At 67.3% G+C, this 20,652-nt stretch carries 16 protein-coding genes and 1 other RNA gene; 5 read left to right on the top strand and 12 right to left on the bottom strand.

The annotated features are described in order from the left end of the window. Positions 1-26 precede the first annotated feature (26 nt). The 3 genes from serC to gyrA form a co-directional block, all read right to left on the bottom strand. Positions 27-1,109 (bottom strand): 3-phosphoserine/phosphohydroxythreonine transaminase, encoded by a 1,083-nt coding sequence (serC, locus tag AB4850_RS17130; protein ID WP_414444214.1) that lies wholly within the window; start codon positions 1,107-1,109, stop codon positions 27-29. Positions 1,110-1,267: 158 nt separating this feature from the next. Continuing rightward, a complete protein-coding gene (locus AB4850_RS17125) occupies positions 1,268-1,867 on the bottom strand; it encodes a DUF2059 domain-containing protein (RefSeq protein WP_414444213.1) in 600 nt (199 codons plus the stop codon). 87 nt (positions 1,868-1,954) lie between these two features. Then, entirely contained in the window at positions 1,955-4,570 is a 2,616-nt protein-coding gene (gyrA, locus tag AB4850_RS17120; protein WP_414444212.1) for a DNA gyrase subunit A, read from the bottom strand. 591 nt (positions 4,571-5,161) lie between these two features. Between gyrA and ompA the strand changes: the two genes are divergently transcribed. The 4 genes from ompA to ssrA all read left to right on the top strand — a co-directional run bounded on the left by ompA (position 5,162) and on the right by ssrA (position 7,800). Then, positions 5,162-5,818, top strand: a complete 657-nt coding sequence (gene ompA, locus AB4850_RS17115) for an outer membrane protein OmpA (RefSeq protein WP_414444211.1) — start codon at positions 5,162-5,164, stop codon at positions 5,816-5,818. Between the two features lie 160 nt (positions 5,819-5,978). Beyond that, positions 5,979-6,677 (top strand): bifunctional 2-polyprenyl-6-hydroxyphenol methylase/3-demethylubiquinol 3-O-methyltransferase UbiG, encoded by a 699-nt coding sequence (gene ubiG, locus AB4850_RS17110; protein WP_414444210.1) that lies wholly within the window; start codon positions 5,979-5,981, stop codon positions 6,675-6,677. A gap of 27 nt (positions 6,678-6,704) precedes the next feature. Beyond that, complete coding sequence (locus tag AB4850_RS17105) at positions 6,705-7,418, top strand: HAD-IA family hydrolase (protein ID WP_414444209.1); 714 nt, start codon at positions 6,705-6,707, stop codon at positions 7,416-7,418. A gap of 12 nt (positions 7,419-7,430) precedes the next feature. Continuing rightward, positions 7,431-7,800: a transfer-messenger RNA gene (gene ssrA, locus AB4850_RS17100) on the top strand. Between the two features lie 101 nt (positions 7,801-7,901). On the opposite strand, the gene AB4850_RS17095 is transcribed toward ssrA, so the two are convergent. Both AB4850_RS17095 and AB4850_RS17090 read right to left on the bottom strand, forming a co-directional pair. After that, a complete protein-coding gene (locus tag AB4850_RS17095) occupies positions 7,902-8,519 on the bottom strand; it encodes a hypothetical protein (protein ID WP_414444208.1) in 618 nt (205 codons plus the stop codon). A gap of 104 nt (positions 8,520-8,623) precedes the next feature. Beyond that, positions 8,624-9,409 carry an arylamine N-acetyltransferase family protein gene (locus tag AB4850_RS17090; RefSeq protein ID WP_414444207.1) on the bottom strand — a complete coding sequence of 262 codons (786 nt, stop codon included), beginning with the start codon at positions 9,407-9,409 and terminating at the stop codon, positions 8,624-8,626. Between the two features lie 165 nt (positions 9,410-9,574). Here AB4850_RS17090 and AB4850_RS17085 point away from each other — a divergent pair, with 165 nt between their 5' ends. Beyond that, a complete protein-coding gene (locus tag AB4850_RS17085) occupies positions 9,575-11,011 on the top strand; it encodes a PLP-dependent aminotransferase family protein (RefSeq protein ID WP_414444206.1) in 1,437 nt (478 codons plus the stop codon). Between the two features lie 9 nt (positions 11,012-11,020). Here the strand turns inward: AB4850_RS17085 and pdeM are convergent, their stop codons facing one another. The 7 genes from pdeM to AB4850_RS17050 all read right to left on the bottom strand — a co-directional run bounded on the left by pdeM (position 11,021) and on the right by AB4850_RS17050 (position 20,599). Further along, a complete protein-coding gene (pdeM, locus tag AB4850_RS17080; protein WP_414444205.1) occupies positions 11,021-11,683 on the bottom strand; it encodes a ligase-associated DNA damage response endonuclease PdeM in 663 nt (220 codons plus the stop codon). After that, positions 11,680-14,472, bottom strand: a complete 2,793-nt coding sequence (locus AB4850_RS17075; protein WP_414444204.1) for a ligase-associated DNA damage response DEXH box helicase — start codon at positions 14,470-14,472, stop codon at positions 11,680-11,682. Before AB4850_RS17075 ends, pdeM begins: the two co-directional genes overlap by 4 nt. Continuing rightward, positions 14,469-16,160 (bottom strand): ATP-dependent DNA ligase, encoded by a 1,692-nt coding sequence (locus tag AB4850_RS17070; RefSeq protein WP_414444203.1) that lies wholly within the window; start codon positions 16,158-16,160, stop codon positions 14,469-14,471. Before AB4850_RS17070 ends, AB4850_RS17075 begins: the two co-directional genes overlap by 4 nt. After that, complete coding sequence (locus AB4850_RS17065) at positions 16,157-17,419, bottom strand: ligase-associated DNA damage response exonuclease (RefSeq protein WP_414444202.1); 1,263 nt, start codon at positions 17,417-17,419, stop codon at positions 16,157-16,159. The genes AB4850_RS17070 and AB4850_RS17065 overlap by 4 nt, the downstream gene beginning before the upstream one ends. Before the next feature lie 376 nt (positions 17,420-17,795). Further along, a complete protein-coding gene (locus AB4850_RS17060) occupies positions 17,796-18,752 on the bottom strand; it encodes a hypothetical protein (protein WP_414444201.1) in 957 nt (318 codons plus the stop codon). Between the two features lie 352 nt (positions 18,753-19,104). Then, positions 19,105-19,371, bottom strand: a complete 267-nt coding sequence (locus AB4850_RS17055; RefSeq protein WP_414444200.1) for a hypothetical protein — start codon at positions 19,369-19,371, stop codon at positions 19,105-19,107. 145 nt (positions 19,372-19,516) lie between these two features. Next, the gene (locus tag AB4850_RS17050) at positions 19,517-20,599 is read right to left on the bottom strand and encodes a substrate-binding domain-containing protein (RefSeq protein ID WP_414444199.1); all 1,083 of its coding nucleotides are present in this window, start codon (positions 20,597-20,599) and stop codon (positions 19,517-19,519) included. Positions 20,600-20,652: the final 53 nt, after the last annotated feature.

The raw sequence follows: 20,652 nt of genomic DNA, 5'->3' as shown, positions 1-20,652 counted from the left end.
GGCTTGCTTGATGAACGCTGGCGGCCTCAGGCCTGCGAGCGCTCGAAATCCTTCATGTACTCGACGAGCGCCTGGACGCCCGCGAGCGGCACCGCGTTGTAGATCGACGCCCGCATGCCGCCAACGGACTTGTGGCCCTTGAGCTGCAGCAGCCCGCGCGCTTTCGCGCCGGCAAGGAAATCTTCGTTACGCGTTTCGTCGGCGAGAAAGAACGGCACGTTCATGCGCGAGCGCGCGCCCTTCTCCACCTTGTTCAGATAGAAACTGCTCGAATCGATGGTGTCGTACAGCAGCGCCGCCTTCTCGACATTGCGCGCCTCGATCGCGGTGAGGCCGCCCTGCGCCTTCAGCCACTTGAACACGAGGCCGGCAATGTAGATCGCGTAGGTGGGCGGCGTGTTGTACATCGAATTGTTGGCGGCGACCGTCTTCCATTCGAACGCGGACGGGCAGATCGGCAATGCGCGGTCGAGCAGGTCGTCGCGCACGATCACGAGCGTGACGCCGGCCATGCCGATGTTCTTTTGCGCGCCGCCGAACAGCGCGCCGTACTTCGAGACATCCATCGGGCGCGACAGGATGTGCGAGGAGACATCGGCGACGAGCGGCACGCGGCCGGTGTCGGGAATGTCGAACGTCTCGACGCCGTCGATCGTTTCGTTGCTGCACAGATGCACGTAGGCCGGATCGGCCGACATCTGCCACTCCGCGAAGGCCGGCACGCGCGTGAAGCCGTCTTCGGTGCGACCGGTTGCGGCCAGATGCGGCGTGCCGTATTTCTGCGCTTCCTTGAACGACTTCTGCGACCACGAGCCGGTCACGACGAAATCGACCGTCTGCCGCGCGCCGAGCAGGTTCATCGGCACGATGGCGTTTTCGGCGATCCCGCCGCCTTGCAGGAACAACACGCGGTAGTTGCTCGGGATGGCGAGCAGCTCGCGCACGTCGGCCAGCGCCGCTTCGTGGATCGACGTGAATTCGCGGCCGCGATGGCTCATTTCCATCACGCTCATGCCGCTGCCGTTCCAGTCGAGCATCTCGTCGGCCGCTTGACGCAGCACGTCCTCGGGCATGGCCGCGGGGCCGGCGGAGAAATTAAACACGCGCATCGTAAACCTCGGGGGAAACACGGCGCACCCGGGTGAGGCCGGATACCGCGCCGGAAAAGGAATGGCCGCTTGCGCTCGCGCGCAAACGGCCATTATCGCACCGACATTGCCGCCCCGCCAAACCGACGCGAGTGCGCCGGCGGGGGCGAAACGCGTGCTTACTTGCCCGGCTTGACCGACGCGACTTCCTTGTCGGCCTGGTCGCGGGTCGCCTTGATCGCTTGCGGCATGTACTTTTGCATCAGACCGTTGACGACATCGCGGCCAACCTGATCCTGGACCTGGATGAACTTGCGGCCCGTCGGGCTCTTGTAGAACGTCGTCAGATCCTTGATTTCCGAGGTGCTGTAGTACTTCGCGTAAGCGTCGTACTGAGCTTGCATCGCGTCGCTCTTGAAGTTTTGCGTGTCGAACACCTTGCCTGCGCCGTCAACCAGCTTTTGCACTGCGTTCTTTTGCAGCGTCGGGACAGCAGCCTGCTTTTGTGCGTCGGTCAGCGTCTTGTTCTCCGACAGCGCGTCCGACAGGATCGCCGGAACCAGCTGCTTCGATTGCATTTCCGCGCTGTTCGCGATCGCGCCGACCAGCTTCGGTGCATCGATGGCGCTCAGCAGGTCGGAAATAGCCGCCTTCTTGTCAGCGTCGATCGGGGCCGGAGCAGCCGAAGCAGCCGGCGCCTGGCTCGACAGCGATTGCGCCATGGCGAACGTCGGCACGATGGCTGCCAGCAGGACCAGTTGCTTGAATTGTTTTTGCATCATCACTCCCTCTTGGAAATATGAACGATAGTTGCACCGCCGGGACCGGCTGTCTTGCAGCGCTCCCGACGGCCGGCAGCCGCTGGATCAGGCTTCGTCGCCTTCGGAATCCGGTGCGTCTTCCGCGTCGATTTCAGTGTCCGCGTCCGCCTCGGCGATCTGCTGCAAGCCCGACAGCCTGGTGCCCTCATCGAGACTGATGAGTGTAACACCTTGCGTGGCGCGCCCCATCTCGCGGATCTCCGACACGCGCGTGCGAATCAGCACGCCCGCGGTGGTGATCAGCATGATTTCGCTTTCCGGCTCGACCAGCGTCGCGGCGACCACCTTGCCGTTGCGCTCGGAGGTCTGGATCGCGATCATGCCCTTCGTGCCGCGGCCATGACGCGTGTATTCGGTGATCGGCGTGCGCTTGCCGAAACCGTTTTCCGTTGCGGTCAGCACCGATTGCTCTTCGCCGCCGGCCACCAGCATCGCGATGACCTGCTGGCCATCCTCGAGCTGCATGCCGCGCACGCCGCGCGCCTCGCGGCCCATCGGACGCACGTCGTTTTCGTCGAAGCGCACCGCCTTGCCCGAATCGGAGAACAGCATGACGTCGTGCTCGCCATCGGTGATCGCCGCGCCGATCAGGAAATCGCCTTCGTCGAGACCGACCGCGATGATGCCCTTCTTCAGCGGACGGCTGAACGCTTCGAGCGGCGTCTTCTTGACGGTGCCGAGCGAGGTGCCCATGAACACGAACTTGTCGGCCGAGAATTCGCGCACCGGCAGCACGACGTTGATCTTCTCGCCGTCCTGCAGCGGGAACATGTTGACGATCGGGCGGCCGCGCGCGTTGCGCGAGCCTTGCGGCACTTCGTAGACCTTGACCCAGTACACGCGGCCGCGATTCGAGAAGCACAGGATGTAATCGTGCGTGTTCGCGATGAACAGCGTCTCGATCCAGTCGTCTTCCTTCATCTGCGTGGCCTGCTTGCCGCGGCCGCCGCGCTTCTGCGCACGGTATTCGGACAGCGGCTGCGACTTCACGTAGCCGGCGTGCGACATGGTGACGACCATGTCCTGCGGCGTGATCAGATCCTCGGTGTTCAGCTCGGTGGCGTTCAGCTCGATGCGTGAGCGGCGTGCATCGCCGAACTCCGCCTTCACGGCCGTCAGCTCTTCGACGATGATCGCGGTGATCCGCTCGGGGCGGGCCAGGATGTCGAGCAGGTCGGCGATCTGGGACATCACCTCGCGGTACTCGCCGATGATCTTGTCCTGTTCGAGGCCGGTCAGGCGCTGCAGACGCATCTGCAGGATTTCCTGAGCCTGCGTTTCGGACAGGTGGTACTGGCCGTCCGCCTGCATCCCGAAGCTCGGGTTCAGCCCTTCCGGACGGTAGGCCTCGCGACCGCCCGCCGCAGCGTTGTCGGTTTCGGCGCGCGCCAGCATCTCGCGCACCAGCGACGAATCCCACGAACGCGCCATCAGTTCCTGGCGGGCGATCGGCGGCGTCGGCGCAGCCTTGATCAGCTCGATGAAATCGTCGATGTTGGCCAGCGCGACGGCCAGGCCTTCGAGCACGTGGCCACGCTCGCGCGCCTTGCGCAGTTCGTAGATGGTGCGCCGCGTCAGCACCTCGCGGCGATGCGCGAGGAAGCAGACCAGCATCTCCTTGAGGTTCAGCAGCTTCGGCTGGCCGTCGACGAGCGCGACCATGTTCATGCCGAAGGTGTCCTGGAGCTGCGTGGACTTGTAGAGGTTGTTCAGCACGACCTCGGGCACTTCACCGCGCTTCAGTTCGAGCACGGCGCGCATGCCGCTCTTGTCGGACTCGTCGCGGATGTCCGAAATGCCTTCGAGCTTCTTCTCGTTGACGAGCTCGGCGATGCGCTCGAGCAGCGAGCGCTTGTTCACCTGGTACGGCAGCTCGTCGATGATGATCGCCATGCGCTGGCCGCGATCGATTTCCTCGAAGTGCGTGGCCGCGCGCATCACGACGCGGCCACGGCCGGTGCGATAGCCGTCGCGCACGCCGGCGACGCCATAAATAATGCCGCGCGTCGGGAAATCCGGAGCCGGGATGATTTCGATCAGTTCGTCGATCGTGGCCTGCGGGTTGGCCAGCAGGAAATGGCAGGCGTCGACGACTTCGGACAGGTTGTGCGGCGGAATGTTGGTCGCCATGCCGACCGCGATGCCCGACGAACCGTTGATCAGCAGGTTCGGCATGCGCGCGGGCAGAATGGTCGGCTCGCTTTCGCTGCCGTCGTAGTTCGCCGCGAAATCGACCGTTTCCTTGTCGATGTCGATCAGCAACTCGTGACCGATCTTCGCCATGCGGATTTCGGTGTAACGCATCGCGGCGGCGTTGTCGCCATCGACCGAACCGAAATTGCCCTGGCCGTCGACCAGCATGTAGCGCAGCGAGAAATCCTGCGCCATGCGGACGATGGTTTCGTATACCGCGCTGTCGCCGTGCGGATGGTATTTACCGATCACGTCGCCGACGATACGCGCCGACTTCTTGTAGGCCCGGTTCCAGTCGTTGTTCAGTTCGTGCATCGCGAACAACACGCGCCGATGCACGGGCTTCAGGCCGTCGCGGACATCCGGGAGGGCACGTCCGACGATCACGCTCATCGCGTAATCGAGATACGAACGGCGCATTTCCTCCTCTAGGGAGATGGGCAGAGTCTCTTTGGCGAATTGATCCATGTATCCGTATCGTTTCGGAGCGAAGACGGGACCGCCTTTCGCGTAAACGCCGTGGTCACGACGCAACGTGCGATTCTATCATGCGGCAAAACCGCACCGAAACTCGCCACCCCCACTATATGTATATGGCGAAAATTCGCCGCAGCCTCGCAGCGTCCGGGGCCGGATCAAGCAGGGCGGCCGGGCTGCGGGCGCGCACCGTTTTTGCAGTTCGCCGGCGACACACGCCCGCCATCGCATACGGTCACCATCGTCCGTTTATGCGCGGCGACGAATGTGCAGGAAAAACGAAGATTGTGTCGAAAACGTGTATTCCAGGCAGGTTCTTCTTGACAATTAATGAAACATCCTGCAGCGGATGTTGCACAGGAACCACAATCCGGAAGGCCATCAATCCGATGGGGAGTTTTTTTTCGCCGGACGGGAACGATATGGCAAAATGCCGAAGCACTGACATTCAGACGCCGCCCCAAGGGAGCGGGGCCCCGTTTTTTGTGCCGCACCAATGCTATACTCCGAGCAATGTATGACTTGTCAACGTCGTCAAGCTCGCAGTAAACCTGCGGTAATCTCAATTTCGAGAGGAGAAATATGAATAAATTTTCAAAGCTCGCGTTCATTGCAGCTACCGCAGTAGTGGCTGCATCCGCATCGGCCCAATCGGTGCCGGCATCGCGACAAGCCGTGAATGACAACTGGGTGAATGGCACGGGCGAGTACGTGTGGATGAACGGCACGAACGAGCTTTGCTGGCGCGATGCGTTCTGGACGCCGGCAACGGCAAACGCAAAGTGCGATGGCGCACTGGTGACGCAAGCCGCAGCGCCGACGCCGGTCGCTCCGGTTGCTCCGCCGGCCATCACGAGCCAGAAGATCACGTATCAAGCCGATGCGCTGTTCGACTTCGACAAGGCAACGCTGAAGCCGCTGGGCAAGCAAAAGCTCGACGAACTGGCTGCCAAGATCCAGGGCATGAACATCGAAGTCGTGGTCGCAACGGGCTACACGGACCGTATCGGTTCGGACAAGTACAACGACCGTCTGTCGCTGCGTCGCGCGCAAGCTGTCAAGTCGTACCTGGTCAGCAAGGGCGTCGAGTCGAGCAAGGTCTACACGGAAGGCAAGGGCAAGCGCAATCCGGTCACGACGGGTTGCAACCAACGCAACCGCAAGCAGCTCATCTCGTGCCTGGCTCCGGACCGCCGCGTGGAAGTCGAAGTGGTCGGTACGCAGCAAGTGCAGCAGTAAATGGGTCGGCAGTAACCTCTCGGGTTACCGCAACCTTGAAGCCCCGCCTCGGCGGGGCTTTTTCATTGTGGCGCGCCGCCGCCGGCCACTTGGTGGCAGCCATGGCGCACCGCTTATATACTCGGGGCTCGCTCCCTCTACGCGTTATCCGCTTGACGACATGACCAACGCCGACCCGCACGAACTACAGAAATTCAGCGATCTCGCCCACAAGTGGTGGGATCCGAACGCCGAGTTCAAACCGTTGCACGATCTCAACCCGGTGCGGCTGGGCTGGATCGACTCGCATGCGCACCTGGCCGGCAAGCGCGTGCTCGACATCGGTTGCGGCGGCGGGATCCTGTCCGAATCGATGGCGGGCCTCGGCGCGCAGGTCAAAGGCATCGACCTGTCGACCGAAGCGCTCGGCGTGGCCGATCTGCACAGCCTCGAAAGCGGCGTGACGGTGGATTACGAAGCGATTGCCGCCGAAGCCATCGCCGAACGCGAACCGGGCAGCTACGACGTGGTGACCTGCATGGAAATGCTCGAGCATGTGCCGTCGCCGGGCGGCGTGGTGGCCGCCTGCTCGGCGCTCGTGAAGCCGGGCGGCTGGGTGTTCTTCTCCACGCTGAACCGCAACGTGAAAGCCTACCTGCTGGCCGTGATCGGCGCCGAATACATCGCCCAACTGCTGCCCAAGGGCACGCACGATTACGCGCGCTTCATCAAGCCGTCCGAGCTGGCCGGATTCATCCGCGCCACCGATCTGCATATCGCGGAAATCCGCGGCATCACCTATCACCCGCTCGGCAAGCGCTTCTCGCTGTCGAACGATGCCGACGTGAACTATATCGTCGCCTGCCGCCGTCACGCGTAAGCGCCCATTCCGATTTCGTCCGACCGCATGAGCACGTCCCCCTCCCCGTCCGCCGCGCCTGCCTTGCCGAATCTCGCCGCCTGCGACGCGGTGCTGTTCGATCTCGACGGCACGCTCGCCGATACCGCGCCCGACCTGGCCGGCGCCGTCCACAAGATGCAGCGCGAACGCGGCCTGCCCGAAACGCCGCTCGACTTGCTGCGCCCGCTGGCCTCGGCCGGCGCGCGCGGGCTGCTGGGCGGCGGCTTCGGCATCAAGCCGGATGCGCCCGATTACGAGGCGATGCGTATCGAGTTCCTGGCCAATTACGCGGCCGCGATCTGCGTGAAGACCGTGCTGTTCCCCGGCATCGCCGCGTTGCTCGACGAACTGGATGCGCGCGGCGTTCGCTGGGGCATCGTGACCAACAAGGCCACGCGCCTGACCGAGCCGCTGGTGGCGCTGCTGGGGCTCACGCCGCGCGCGGCGTGCGTGGTCTGCGGCGATACCACCGCGCACGCGAAACCGCACCCGGCCCCGCTGCTGCATGCGGCCGGGCTGATGCACATCGCGCCGGAACGGATCGTGTATGTGGGCGATGACCTGCGCGACATCCAGGCGGGCACGGCCGCCGGCATGGCCACCATCGCCGCCGCGTTCGGCTATTGCGGCGACGGCGTGGCGCCGGCCGACTGGCAGGCGCAGCATCTGGCGGCCACGACCGACGCGCTGCGCGAGCTTCTGCGCAATGTTGCGCTATAATGTCAGGTCCGTGGGGGCGACCTGGTTTCGACAGGGGTTGCGAAGCGGCTAGGGCATGTCGAGGACCCGTCACCTCGTTAATCAATGGGAAAATCGTAACTGCAAACGACGATACGTTCGCACTGGCAGCCTAACGGCCGCCGTCCTCTGCCTAGTTCACTGACGGGCTAGTGTCGCAAGACCGGTAGCAATACCGACAGAGGTCATTTACGTCAGTTAAGTCCTGCCGGCGCCACGACGGTAGGGTCGAAAACTTAGTGGATCGCCGTCTCGTAGCGTGTTCGTCCGCGACGTGGCGGTTAAATCAAAAGATAGAACTAAACATGTAGAACTGGTCGTGGACCGCTTCTGGACGCGGGTTCGATTCCCGCCGTCTCCACCACCCGACATCCCGGCTGTACCCGCAGCCCGCAGCAACAAAAAACCCGCGCAGCGTCAGGCTTCGCGGGTTTTTTATTGCGCATCGCCAGCGCGATGCGCGCCTCACTTGGCGCAGCTTGCCTCGTCGCGATTCACGACCTGGAGCATCGAGCGATCCGAGATCATCGCCGAGAGGCGATGCTGCTTGAGGTCGCGATTGAGCGTGACGAGCAGGTCGCCCTTGCGATAGATGTCGAGCTGCTCGCTCGCCGTGAGCTTGCGGCCGATCAGGCTCGGGTAATCGGCGTCCGGCAGGCGCGCGAAGCCTTCGGCGCGCAGGCGCTTGGCCACGCGCTCCGGGGCGCCCGCCGCATCGGCCAGGAAATACAGCAGCGCGCCGTTGCCCATCAGGTTTTTCGTCTGCGAATCCTCCATGCCGAACAGCGCCACGCCGAGCGCGTCGTCGCCGAAGATCCGGCAGCTCGGCCCCGATTTCGAACTCTGCAGATAAGCGCCGTAGTGCGGCGTGCAGGCGCTCTGGTTGGCCGGGTTGGCATCCTCGACGTCGTGCGGCAACGCACGCAGCTCGGTCATGACGTCGCCGACGCGATGGTCCGACGTGAAACGGTCGAGGCCCGGGCAGTCTTGCTGCGAAGTCAGCGAGAAGCCGTAACCGGCCGCCGAGGCGGCATGCGCGGCGCAGCCGAGCGTTACCGCGAGGATCCACTTGTCGAAAGTCATCTGGCCTGTGTCGGGCGGGTGCGTGAGAAGGGCCGCGTATTGTCCGGGATTGGCGGGCGTCTGTCGATCCATCGGCCGCGTCCCTGCCCGCCCACCGCGTGACGTCAGCCCGCCACGGCTTCCGGCTCCGCCTCCAGGCCGAACGTCTGCCGCAACACGTCCGCCGTTTCGTCGCGCCCGAGCGTGCGCTGCGTGACGACGCCATCCGCGATGGTCTTCAGCGAATCGCCGAACAGGATCGTGCGCCCGCGCGAGTCGAAGCGCACGACCACCAGCCGCTGCACGAACACCGCATCCGGATGCGTCGAATTCAGATGGTTGGCCGGGGCGAAATCGACCCACTCCTGTGGCGACAGATCGAACGCGTACTGGCTGGCCCACTCGCCGTTCACGAGCGCGCGCAGCAGGTAGCCGTCCGCGCCGGCTTCGTCGAGCCGGAACGTATCGGCGTCCTGCGCGATCTCGATGCCGAGGCGATCGAGCCGCATCGGTGCGCGAATCCCGTAGCTGCCGAAACCGAGATCGCACAGCCAGTCGGCGCCGTCGACGGTCGCGACGACCGCCATGTGCGTCTTCGGCCGGCGCACCGGGTAGAACATCGGCCGCGCGGCAACGAAGCGATAGGGAATGCCGAGCGCGTCGAGCGCCATCGCGAACAGCCCGTTCACCTCGTAGCAATAGCCGCCACGCCGCCGTTCGACGATCTTCTCGACGATCGCCTCCGGCACCAGCGACACATGGCGCCGCGCCTGCACGTCGAGGTTCTCGAACGGCACGGCGAACAATTGATGGCGCATCAGCGCGGTCAGCGTCGCGCTGTCGGCCGCCAACGGGCCGTGGTAGCCGAGCCGCTCGACGTAGCGTGGCAAAGAGAAGTTGTCGGCTTTCATGATGGGGGTCCTCGCGAGTCGCGCTGTCGGTGATGCCCGGCACCATGGCACCGGGAACGAGCACCGATGGTGTCACCCGCCCCCTCGTGCGCCTATACACAACAGTGCGCGATCTGTTACATAACAGATTCACACGACCGCCCCGCCAAGCCCGACACCTCGACGATGCCCGACGCTTCCGCCCCGCTCCCGCGATATCAGCAACTCGGCCGGCAACTGCGCGACGGCATCGCGCAGGCCGGCCTCGCCGACGGCAGCCGCCTGCCGTCGGTACGCGTGCTCGCGGCGCAGCACGGCGTCAGCGTGACGACCGCCCTGCAGGCGCTGCGCTGGCTCGAAGCCGAGGGCGCGATCCGCGCGCGGCCGCGCTCGGGTTATTTCGTGGCCGCGCCCGCCGCCGATGTCGCCCGCGCCACGCGCTGGGCCGCGCCGCTGCCGGAACTCGACGCCCAGGCGCGCGACCACCTGGCGATGGTCGGCGCGCCGTGCGAATTCCAGCTCGATCTGGCGGCCGGCGAGCCTTCGCTGTACCCGGTCGAGCGCTTCGGCGTGCTGCTGCGCCGCCTCGCGTATCGCCACCAGGACCTGCTCGGCGCCTACGTGCGCGGCACCGGCTATCCCGAACTGCGCCACGAGATCGCGCGCCAGGCGCTGCAATACGCGTGCGAACTCGATCCGGACGAACTGATCGTCACGAACGGCTGCGTCGAGGCGATGAACCTGGCGCTGCGCGCGGTCACGCGGCCCGGCGACGTGGTGGCGGTCGAATCGCCGACCTACTTCGGACTGCTGCAGATGCTGCGCGCGCTCGAATTGACCGTGCTGCCGATCCCGTGCGCGCCGCGCGACGGCATGGATCTGGCCGCGCTGGCCGAGGCGCTCGACCGCGCGCCGGTCAAGGCGGTAGTCACCATCGCGAACGGCAACAACCCGGTCGGCAGCGTCGCGCCGGACGCCGCCAAGCGCGCGCTGGTCGACCTGCTGGCCGCGCGCGGCATCCCGCTGATCGAGGACGACATCTTCGGCGACGTCTGCTTCGGCGACACGCGGCCCCGCCCGGCGCGCGCGTTCGACACGGCCGGCAACGTGCTGTTGTGCGGCGGCTTCTCGAAGAGCCTGTGCCCCGGCCTGCGGCTCGGCTGGATCGCGGCCGGCCGCTACACCGAGCGCGTCAAGGCGCTCAAGTTCACGACGAGCATGGCCACCGCCGAATTGCAGCAGGCCGTGGTGGCCGACCTGCTCGCGAGCGGCGGCTACGCGCTGCACCTGCGGCGGCTCAAGGCGGCCCTCCAGTCGCAGCAGCACAGCTTGCGCGAGGCGATCCTGCGGCACTTCCCGGCGGGCACGAGCGTCAGCGAGCCGGCCGGCGGGTTCGTGCTGTGGGTGCAATTGCCGGGGCACGGCGCGCGCAAGCCGAGCACACGTGCGTTGTTCGAGCGGGCGCGTGCCGAAGGGATCGGCGTGGCGCCCGGGCATCTGTTCGGCATCGACGGCGCGTTCGACGACTGCCTGCGCGTCAATGCCGGTTACCGCTGGCGCCCCGAGCTGGAGCGCGCGATCGCCCGGCTCGGCGCGCTTGCGGCGGACCTCGTCGCCGTATAGCGCAACGCCTCAAGGCCCGACGCGAAACACGCGATCACCGCCGATCACGTAGAGCCGGTCGCGCGAGCGCGCCGTGCCGATGTCGTAGCCGCCCGTGAACGCGCCGAACGCGGGCAGCACGCCGAGCCGCTCGCCGAACCGGAAGCACGGCAGCCGCGCATGATCGCCGCGCCCCGACAGGCGCAGCATCGGGTGCTCGTGGCCGGCCAGCGCATAGGCGCCATCGACTTCCTGCGGGTGATGGCACAGCGCCCACGGCCCGAGCCGATACGGGCCGGCCACCGTTTCCACCTCGAACTCCGCCGCGAGTTCGCCCGCGTGCCGGTCGTGATTGCCTTCCACCAGCACGAGCCGCAAGCCGCGATGCGCGCGCCGCCAGGCACGCAGCGGCGTCAGCATGTCGTCGGCATGCGATTCGCGCGCGTGCAGCAGATCGCCGAGAAACACGATCGTCTCGGGCAGATAGGTGGCGATCAGCCGATCGAGTCGCGCGAAGGTTTCGTTGGTCGAGCCGGCCGGCACCGGAATGCCGCGCGCGCGAAACACGGCGTCCTTGCCGAGATGCGCATCGGCCACGAACAGGCAGCCGCGCGCCGGATCGAACGCGGCCCGTTGCGCGGTCAGCACGAGCGCGTGGCCGTACAGGTCGATGGTCAGCGCGTCGGCCTTCATGGTCCGCCTCCGCGTGCGCCGCGCGTAGCGGCCTTTTCCAGATCGGCGAGCATTCGCGCGACGCGATCGGCGAGCGTCTCGGTCGTCACCTTCTCGCGCAACCGCCCGACGATCAGCGGGAACGCGAACGGCGTCGGTTTCTTCGGTGTGCTCAACGCCAGCCGGCTCGCGCCCATCCGTTCGAGCGCGGCGCGCATCCGGCCCAGTTCGAGTTCCTGCACCCGCACCTCCTCGTCGGCCTGAGCAAGCAGCAGGTTGCCGCTGTCGTGCTTGCGAAATACTTCGTAGAACAAACCGCTCGACGCCTGCAATTGCCGGGCGCTCTTCTGCTGCCCCGGATGCCCCTGGAACACCAGCCCCGAGACCCGCGCGATCTCGCGAAAGCGCCGCGCCGACAGCTCCGACGCGTTCAGGCTCGCGAGGATGTCGTGCGCCAGATCGTCGGTGGAGAACAGCCCGCCGTCGATCAGCGCGCGCCAGTCGAACGGCTGCGCGGACAGCAGCTCGAAGCCGTAATCGTTCATCGAGATCGAGAACGTGCTCGGCCGGTCGCGCGCGACGCGCCACGCGATCAGCGAACCGAGCCCGACATGCGCGGTGCGGCCGGCGAACGGATAGCAGAAGAAGTGATGGCCCTCGCGCGTGCGGATCGCTTCGGCCACCAGCACGCCCGGCGCGGGCAGCGCCGACCAGTTCGCCTGCAATTCGAGCAGCGGCCGCACTGCGCGCATCTCCGGCTCGTCGTAGATGCCGTCGCCGGCACGGGCGAGCATCACGAGCGCCGCGTCGGCCAGCTCGGACGACAGCGGCATCCGGCTGCCGGCCCATTGCGGCAGCGCGCCGCGCGTGGACGTGGCGCGCTTCACGTAGGCGGTCATGTCGCGCACGCGCACCAGTTCGAGCGCGCGGCCGCCGAACATGAACACGTCGCCCGGCTTCAGCCGCGACACGAACGCTTCCTCCATCGCGCCGATCCGTCCGCCCGACAGGAACGCGACCTGCATCGTCGCGTTGCCGACGATCGTGCCGATGTTGTTGCGATGACGGCGCACCAGTTCGTCGCGCGGCACGCGATAAATGCCGTCGTCATCGGCCGCCACGCGGTGATAGTCGGGATACGCGCCGAGCGAGCCGCCGCCGCGCTCCACGAACGCGAGCGCCCAGTCGAACTCGGCGTCGCTCAGGTCGCGGTAGGCGTAGGCGCTGCGCACCTCGGCCAGCATCGCGTCGCGCGTGAAGCCGCCGCCGATCGCCACCGTCACCAGATGCTGGACCAGCACGTCGAGCGGTTTCAGCGGCATCTCGCGCGCCTCGATGCGCCCCTCGCCGATCGCCTCGCGGGCGGCGGCGGCCTCGACCAGTTCGAGCGCATGGGTCGGCACGATGGTCACGCGCGACGTGCGGCCCGGTGCGTGCCCCGAGCGGCCGGCGCGCTGCATGAGGCGCGCGACGCCCTTCGGCGAGCCAACCTGGAACACCCGATCGACCGGCAGGAAATCGACGCCGAGATCGAGGCTCGACGTGCACACCACCGCCTTCAGCCGGCCCGCCTTCAGGCCGAGTTCGACCCAGTCGCGCACCTGCCTGTCGAGCGAGCCGTGATGCAGCGCGATCAGCCCGGCCCAGTCGGGCCGCCGTTCGAGCAGCGCCAGATACCAGAGCTCGGCCTGCGCGCGCGTGTTCGTGAACACCAGCGCGCTCGCGGCCGCGTCGATCGCGTCGGCGACCGCGCCGACCTGACGCGTGCCGAGATGGCCGCCCCACGGAAAGCGCTCGATGGTATCGGGGATCAGCGTATCGACCACCAACCGCTTCGGCACCGCACCGCGCACCACCACGCGCGGCGTGCGCACCGGGTGCAGCAACGCGTCGCAGGCGAGCGGCAGGTTGCCGAGCGTCGCGGACAGCCCCCAGACCTGCAGCTCGGGCCGCCATGCGGCGAGCCGCGCGAGCGCGAGCTGGGTTTGCGTGCCGCGCTTGCCGCCGAGCAGTTCGTGCCATTCGTCGACCACCACCAGCCGCAGGTGCGCGAGCGTCTCGCGTGCGTTGGCGCGGCTCAGCAGCAGCGACAGGCTCTCGGGCGTGGTGACGAGCGCGGACGGCATGCGCCGGTCCTGCCGCGCGCGTTCGGCGGACGGCGTGTCGCCGGTGCGCAGGCCGACCGTCCAGGGCACCGACAGATCGATCACGGCGGCTTGCAACGCGCGGGCGCTGTCGGCCGCGAGCGCACGCATCGGCGTGATCCAGAGCACCGTGAGCGGCGCGGGCAGCGTGGCGCGCCGGGTGCCTGACGGGGTAGCCGGATTGGCCTTGGCAGCCGGCTCGCTGCCGAACGCGGCCAGCGCGCCGATCCAGACAGCCCACGTCTTGCCCGCACCCGTCGTCGCATGCAGCAGGCCGCTTGCGCCGCGCGCGATTTCCCGCCAGATCTCGCGCTGGAAATCGAACGGCTCACGGCGCTGCGCGGCGAACCATGCGGCGATACGTGTGTCGATCGGCGTGGCGGAGTGCACGGCATCAGGCGCGAACGGTGTTGGATGAAACGCTTCGGCAGTTGCTGCGTCGTGCTGCGCCTGTGCGGCGCGCGTGCGCGGAATCGCGCGTGGACGCGGCGCGCCACGGCGGCGTGGCGTGATCGGTTCGGTCGGTTCGGTCGGTTCGGTCGGTTCGGTCGGTTCGGTCGGTTCGGTCGGTTCGGTCGGTTCGGTCGGTTCGGTCGGCTTGCTCGGCTCCGCAGCCTTGGCGGCCGCCCCGCTGCCCGGTTCGATGGGCTCCCGAGCGTCGCTCATGCCGGCACCTCGTCGAGGAAGCCCTTCAGCATGTCGAGCGTATCGGCGTCGTCGATCGATTTGTCGGTGCGCCAGCGCAACATGCGCGGAAACCGCACCGCAATGCCCGACTTGTGCCGCGGGCTCGCCTGAATGCCCTCGAAGCCGATCTCGAACACCAACGACGGCGTCACGCTGCGCACCGGGCCGAATTTTTCGATGGTGGTGCGCCGCACGATCGCGTCGACCTGGCGCATCTCCTCGTCGGTCAGCCCCGAATAGGCCTTCGCGAACGGCACCAGCGTGCGCTGGCCGTCGGCCTCGTCCCACACCGCGAACGTGAAATCGGTGTACAGGCTCGCGCGCCGGCCGTGGCCGCGTTGCGCGTAGAGCAGCACGGCGTCGATCGCATACGGGTCGGTCTTCCACTTCCACCAGGTGCCCGACGCCTTGGTGCGTCCGACGCCGTAGCTCGACGCACGCTCCTTCAGCATCAGTCCCTCGACGCCGCGCACCCGGCTTTCCTCGCGCAACGCGGCCAGCGCGGGCCAGTCGGGCGCGACGACTTGCGGCGAGAGCCGCAGCACGGCGTGAGCGTCGCCATCGGCAACGCCGTCGGCCTTCGGTGCGGACAGCGCACGCGCCAGCGCCTCCAGTTGCGCGCGCCGCTCGACGAGCGGCGTGGTGCGCAAGTCGCGCCCGTTCAATTCGAGCAGATCGTAGGCGCGCAGCGCGGCCGGCGAATCGGCCAGGATGCGCTTGGTCAGCGTCTTGCGCGTGATGCGCGGTTGCAAGCGCGCGAACGGCAACGGCGTGGCCGCGCCCGGCTCCCACGCCAGAATCTCGCCGTCGATCACGGTGCCGTCGGGCAGCGCCTCGCCGAGCGCGACAAGTTCGGGGAAGCGTTCGGTGAGCAGATCCTCGCCGCGCGACCAGATCCACACGCGCCCCGCCCGCTTGACGAGTTGCGCGCGAATGCCATCCCATTTCCATTCGACGAGCCAGTCGCCGATCGGGCCGAGCGTGGCGGGATCGGCCTGCAACGGATGCGCGAGGAAGAACGGATACGGCAGGCCGAGATCGCTTTCGTGCGGCGCGGCGGCGTCGCCCTCCTCGGCTTCGGGCGCGATCAGGCGCAGGTAGCGCGCGGCGTCGGGCGCCTGTCGCGAATCGGTCCAGCCGACCATGCGCTGCGCGATACGCTTGTGATCGACACCCGCCACCGCCGCGAGCGCACGTACCACGAGCTGCCGCGACACGCCGACGCGAAAGCCGCCGCCGATCAGCTTGGTCAGCAGGAAGCGCTCGTTCCAGTTCAGTTCGTCCCAGTAACCGACGAGGCGTGCGCGCAAGACATCCGGCTCGATGCCGCGCAGCGTCAGCACGCGCGTCTCGATCCATTGCGCGAGGCCGAGCGACGATTCGCGCGTGGCGGGCGGCAACACGTGCGCGATGGTTTCGGCCAAATCGCCGACGGCCTGGTACGACTCCTCGAACAGCCAGTCGGACAGCCCGGCTCGCTCGCGTGCGCAGTCGGCGAGCAGGCGTGTCGGCACCGATTGGCGCGGTTTGCCGCCGGCCAGGAAATACGCGGCCCAGGCAGCGTCCTCGGGCGCGGCGGCCGAGAAATAGGCGACCAGCGCGTCGAGCTTGACGTGGGTGGAGGTGGTCGCGTCGAGCGCGGCGTAGAGCGTCGCGAAGCGTTTCATCGGCGGGGGCTCGGTGAAGGCGCGGCATGCTCGACGGGGGCGGGTTGCGGGTCGGCTTGCGAAGCAGACTTCAATTCGCCTTGCGGTTCGGATTGCGAAGCAAATTTTGATTCGGCGTGCGGTTCGGCGTGCGGCTCGCCTTGCGAAGCGGATTTCGTTGCGCCTTGCGACTCGGGCTCCGAGTCGCTGCCGATCCCAGACGCAGATTGCGACGGCAGCGGCTGCGAAGACAACTGCGCAGCCGCACCCTCCGCCTCGGCCGCCTCGTCGCCATACTCGGTCGAGAACGCGCCGGCCTCCAGCCCCTGCTCGTTGAGCCAGCGCACCATCGGCTCGATCTGGCCGTGCGTGACGATCACGCGCCCGGCTTGCGTCGCGCCGATCGCGTGCAGCAGCCCGGGCCAGTCGGCGTGATCGGACAGCACGAAGCCGCGATCGACGCCGCGCCGCCGCCGCGTGCCGCGCAACCGCATCCAGCCCGAGGCGAACGCGTCGCTGTAGTCGCCGAAGCGGCGCATCCACGCGCTGCCCTGCGCGGACGGCGGCGCGACGATCAGCGCGCCGCGAAACGCGGCCTTGTCGCGTGCGGGGATCTCGCTGACGAGCCGCGTGTCGGGCAAATCGACGCCCGCCTCCCGGTACGCACGGTTCAGCGGCTCGACCGCACCATGGCAGAAGATCGGGCCGATGCCGCGATCGATGCCGGCCAGCACGCGCTGCGCCTTGCCGAACGCGTAGCAGAACAGCACCGAGGCGCGGCCTTCGGCGGCGTTATGGCGCCACCACGCGTCGATGCCCGCGAAGATCGCCGCGGCCGGCTCCCAGCGGTAGATCGGCAGACCGAACGTCGATTCGGTGATGAACGTGTCGCAGCGCACCGGTTCGAACGGCGCGCAAGTCGGATCGGGCTCGATCTTGTAATCGCCGGACGCCACCCACACGCGCCCCGCCTGCTCGACACGCACCTGCGCCGAGCCGAGCACGTGGCCGGCCGGATGCAGCGACACGCGCGCGTCGCCGATCGTCAGCGTCTCGCCGTAGGGCAGCGCCTGCACGTCGATGTCGGGCAGGCGCGAGCGCAGCACGCCCACGCCCGGCTGCGCAGCCAGATAGCGGCGATGCCCGCTACGCGCATGATCCGCATGCGCATGCGTGATGACGGCGCGTTCGACGGGCCGCCACGGGTCGATGTAGAAATCGCCAGCCGGGCAATACAGCCCCTCGGGGCGGGCGACGATCAGGTCGGAAGAGAGGTCCACGCGTCTCCAGGGTCGTCGGGGTGGAATCACATCGAGAGCGAGCCAGATTCGTTCCCGCCGAAATCGGGCCGCCGAATCGCGCCGGACCAGGCGAAACGCCACGGCTGGCGGGCCTTGTCGCGCCTCGGCTTCGCGCACCGCGCCGCCGCAAGGGGCTGCGCAGGGCCGCATCGCGCGCCGGAGCCAGGCTCGCTCGCCGCTGCCGCCATCGCAACCGGCTCGACGTAAAAACCTACCATCGCTTCGGCCAATGCGCCGGGCAATGCCGCATATCGGATTCGCCGCCCCAAAACGATTTCACCCCGCCGGGCCGAACCCGACGGGGTGAAATCGTTGCGCTCGCCCGAGGCCGCTCGGCCCCGGGCAGTGATGAGGCTCAGGCGTTCGACATCACGATGTTGGCGGTCTTGCTGGTGTTGCCGGCGAGGCCCATCGAGGCTGCGTCGTCGGTCGAGTAGGCGTAGGCGTGGATCGCATCGCCGTCGCCCGCCTTGCCGCCGTCCGACATCGTGACGGTCATGTTGCTGGCGTTGCCGCCGAAGTCCTTGTTGCCGTCGACCTTGCTGATGTCGGGGTTGCCCGCCCCCGTGCCCTGGCCGTTGTCGGCGCCGCCGTCTTCGTACAGCACTTCGTTAGGCTTGGTGTTGCCGTTCGCGTCCGACGGCGAGATGCGCACGCCGATGTCGGCCGAGCTGGCCTTGAAGCTGCCCGTCTGGCCCGGCTGCAGCGTGATGGTGCCCTTGTTCTGGCCCTGGACCGAGTACGTGAACGACTCCGGCCGGTTCGTGTCGTTGGTCACGTTGAAGGTCTTGTCGTCGCCAGTGCCGGTGTTGACGACCTTGACCGAATCGGGGCTGACGCCGCTCGTTGCGGCGGCCTGCGGCACGCCGCCCGCGTTGTTGCTGATGCCCGCAGCGCCCGGTGCCGCGCCCGACGAGCCGGTGCTGGCGTCGTCGGCCGTCGCGGCCGTCGCGGCCGGCGTACCGTTCGACGAGGCCGCCGCCGCCGGGGTGCCCGAACCGGCGTCGGTCGACGGCGTGCCCGCGCCAGCGCTCGGCGTGGCCGCCGCGGCCGGTGCGCCGCCGCCCGTGGCGGCCGGTTGTTGCGCATCGAGTTGCGGCATCCCGCCGCCCGAACCACTCCCGGCGCCCGACGGGCTGCCGCCGACCTTGTTGTCGTCACCGCTGCCGATGCGCGCGAGCAATTGATGGATCGCGTTCTCGAGCTGCTGGATCATATAGATGATCTGGCTCTGCACCGACGAATTGGCGCCGCCCAACGAACCCAGGCCATTGCAGCTGTTGGTGCTGGCGCTGTTGATCTCGAAAGACATATCAAACTCCGGAGCGTGGTATCCGGACGAGACTACGACCAGCAAAATGGAGCGTCACGGGTCAGCGGAACCGATGTACGCCGAAGCGAAGCAGCGCGCGAAAATCCCCGGGATGGTGCAAGGCGAGCGAATTTTCCGCGTCGGGAGTCATGAATTCGTGACAGGCTCGTGTCGGAACCGTGTGATCGGCGAGGCGGGAAAGGGGGGAAGAAGAGAAAGCCGTGCGAGGCGGGACGTTCACCCGATCCGTAGGCCCGAGCCCGGCCAGAAAAGCCGAGCGAAAGAAGAACCATGAAAAAACGCGCGGCCCGCAAGCGGGCCCACGCGCATCAGAACCGGCACACCCGCCCGGTCAATTGTCCTGCGGGCACTGCAAATTGCAGCCGTTCGGGTCGCCCATGTCGCCCTTCTTGCGCGCTTCCGTGCGCTTGCCCGACTGGTACTTCTTCGACGGCGCGGAGGCCGCGAACTGCATCTGCGGATGTTCGTTGAAATGAAACTGGTCGGTCAGGATGCCGCCCGGCACGCCGGGGGAATTCTGCGCGAAGGCGAGCGAGGCGACGGCGGACAGCACACCGGCCGTCACGGCGACGGCGGCGAGATTGGCGAGGAGTTTCATGACGTCTGGGCACCGGGTTGGCGGCGCGTGGGCTGGTGATCGTTGGCTAAATGAAAAATGTAGCGCAAATGGGCGCGGCGTGCACCGGCCGCGCGCCGAAACCGCCGATTCTTGATTACCGGCGGTTTCGGCGCGCGGCCCGGGTTCAGACCGAAGTCGCGCCCGACAGGCCGTCGGCCACCGACAGCAATGCGCCACAGGCGGCAGGGTCATAGCCGTCGAGGCGCGCGACCGTCTCGCGGTAAGGCTCGTCGCGCAACAGCGACAGCGCATCGGCCAGCGGCGGCTCGCCGAGCCGGCCCTGCTCGCAGGCGAAGTAGTAATCCTCGTCCACCACCGGAATGAACGCGAGGCCGAAATGATGCGCGGCCGGCTCGACGCCGAAACCGAGATCGGCCATCCCGCTCGCGACGAAGGCCGCGATCGCCGAGTGGGTCAGTTCCGCCGACGCGTAGCCGTTGATCCGCTCCGGATCGACGCCGATCTCGCGCAGCGCCAGATCGAGCAGCATCCGCGTGCCGGAGCCGGGCTGGCGGTTGACGAAGCGCACGTCGTCGCGCGCCAGGTCGGCCAGGCCCACCACGCCCTTCGGATTGCCGCGCGGGATGAACAAGCCCTGTTTGCGGCGCGTCAGATGAATCAGCACATGGCGCGAATCGTCGAGCCACGGCCGATAGATCTGCGCGCAGTTCTCGCGGAACATGCCCCGCGGCAGGTGAAAACCGGCCAGATCGCATTCGCCGCGCGCCAGCGCCTTCACGGCCTCGACGCTTTCGCGGTACTTGATGTCCACCTGCGCATGGCCGTCGACCAGCGACGAAACCAGCGCCGCCACCGCATAGCCATGCGAGGCGTGGATGCGCAGCGCCCCCGGGTGCTGGGTCAGCCGCCGGTTCAGTTCGCTGGCCACCTCGGCCGCGAGCGCCCGCAAGTTCCCGCCCAGCCGCTCGCCCACCAACCGCTGCGCCCCGACCACGGCCGCGCCCAGCTCGGACAGCGTGGTGCCCTTGCCGCGTGCCGTTTCGATCAGCGCGCCGCCGACGCACGCTTCCAGCGCCCGCAGCAAACCCCAGGCGTGCCGGTAGGACAGCCCCTTGGCCTCGGCCGCCTGGGCGATGCTGCCCGTGCTGGCCACCAGTTCCAGCAACGGCACCACGTCGGACAGGCTGGCGGTGCGCCCCTCGCTGTCGCGCACGATCAGATGGGTGTCGCATTCGACTCGAATCATTTATGCAACCTCGTCTCTTATTGCGACCTGGATTCTAACGGCATATTGTCTTT

This window comes from Burkholderia sp. 22PA0106, from assembly GCF_047497155.1.
Classification (GTDB): domain Bacteria; phylum Pseudomonadota; class Gammaproteobacteria; order Burkholderiales; family Burkholderiaceae; genus Burkholderia.
This window is presented reverse-complemented; position numbering and strand designations above follow the sequence as displayed.

Excerpts from the sequence above, each read along its gene's own strand:
- AB4850_RS17095 (WP_414444208.1), bottom strand. The coding sequence starts at position 8,519 with ATGACTTTCGACAAGTGGATCCTCGCGGTAACGCTCGGCTGCGCCGCG.
- gyrA (WP_414444212.1), bottom strand. The coding sequence starts at position 4,570 with ATGGATCAATTCGCCAAAGAGACTCTGCCCATCTCCCTAGAGGAGGAA.
- AB4850_RS17085 (WP_414444206.1), top strand. The coding sequence starts at position 9,575 with ATGCCCGACGCTTCCGCCCCGCTCCCGCGATATCAGCAACTCGGCCGG.
- ubiG (WP_414444210.1), top strand. The coding sequence starts at position 5,979 with ATGACCAACGCCGACCCGCACGAACTACAGAAATTCAGCGATCTCGCC.
- AB4850_RS17075 (WP_414444204.1), bottom strand. The coding sequence starts at position 14,472 with ATGAGCGACGCTCGGGAGCCCATCGAACCGGGCAGCGGGGCGGCCGCC.
- AB4850_RS17105 (WP_414444209.1), top strand. The coding sequence starts at position 6,705 with ATGAGCACGTCCCCCTCCCCGTCCGCCGCGCCTGCCTTGCCGAATCTC.
- AB4850_RS17090 (WP_414444207.1), bottom strand. The coding sequence starts at position 9,409 with ATGAAAGCCGACAACTTCTCTTTGCCACGCTACGTCGAGCGGCTCGGC.
- ompA (WP_414444211.1), top strand. The coding sequence starts at position 5,162 with ATGAATAAATTTTCAAAGCTCGCGTTCATTGCAGCTACCGCAGTAGTG.
- AB4850_RS17070 (WP_414444203.1), bottom strand. The coding sequence starts at position 16,160 with ATGAAACGCTTCGCGACGCTCTACGCCGCGCTCGACGCGACCACCTCC.
- pdeM (WP_414444205.1), bottom strand. The coding sequence starts at position 11,683 with ATGAAGGCCGACGCGCTGACCATCGACCTGTACGGCCACGCGCTCGTG.
- AB4850_RS17125 (WP_414444213.1), bottom strand. The coding sequence starts at position 1,867 with ATGCAAAAACAATTCAAGCAACTGGTCCTGCTGGCAGCCATCGTGCCG.
- AB4850_RS17060 (WP_414444201.1), bottom strand. The coding sequence starts at position 18,752 with ATGTCTTTCGAGATCAACAGCGCCAGCACCAACAGCTGCAATGGCCTG.
- AB4850_RS17050 (WP_414444199.1), bottom strand. The coding sequence starts at position 20,599 with ATGATTCGAGTCGAATGCGACACCCATCTGATCGTGCGCGACAGCGAG.
- serC (WP_414444214.1), bottom strand. The coding sequence starts at position 1,109 with ATGCGCGTGTTTAATTTCTCCGCCGGCCCCGCGGCCATGCCCGAGGAC.
- AB4850_RS17055 (WP_414444200.1), bottom strand. The coding sequence starts at position 19,371 with ATGAAACTCCTCGCCAATCTCGCCGCCGTCGCCGTGACGGCCGGTGTG.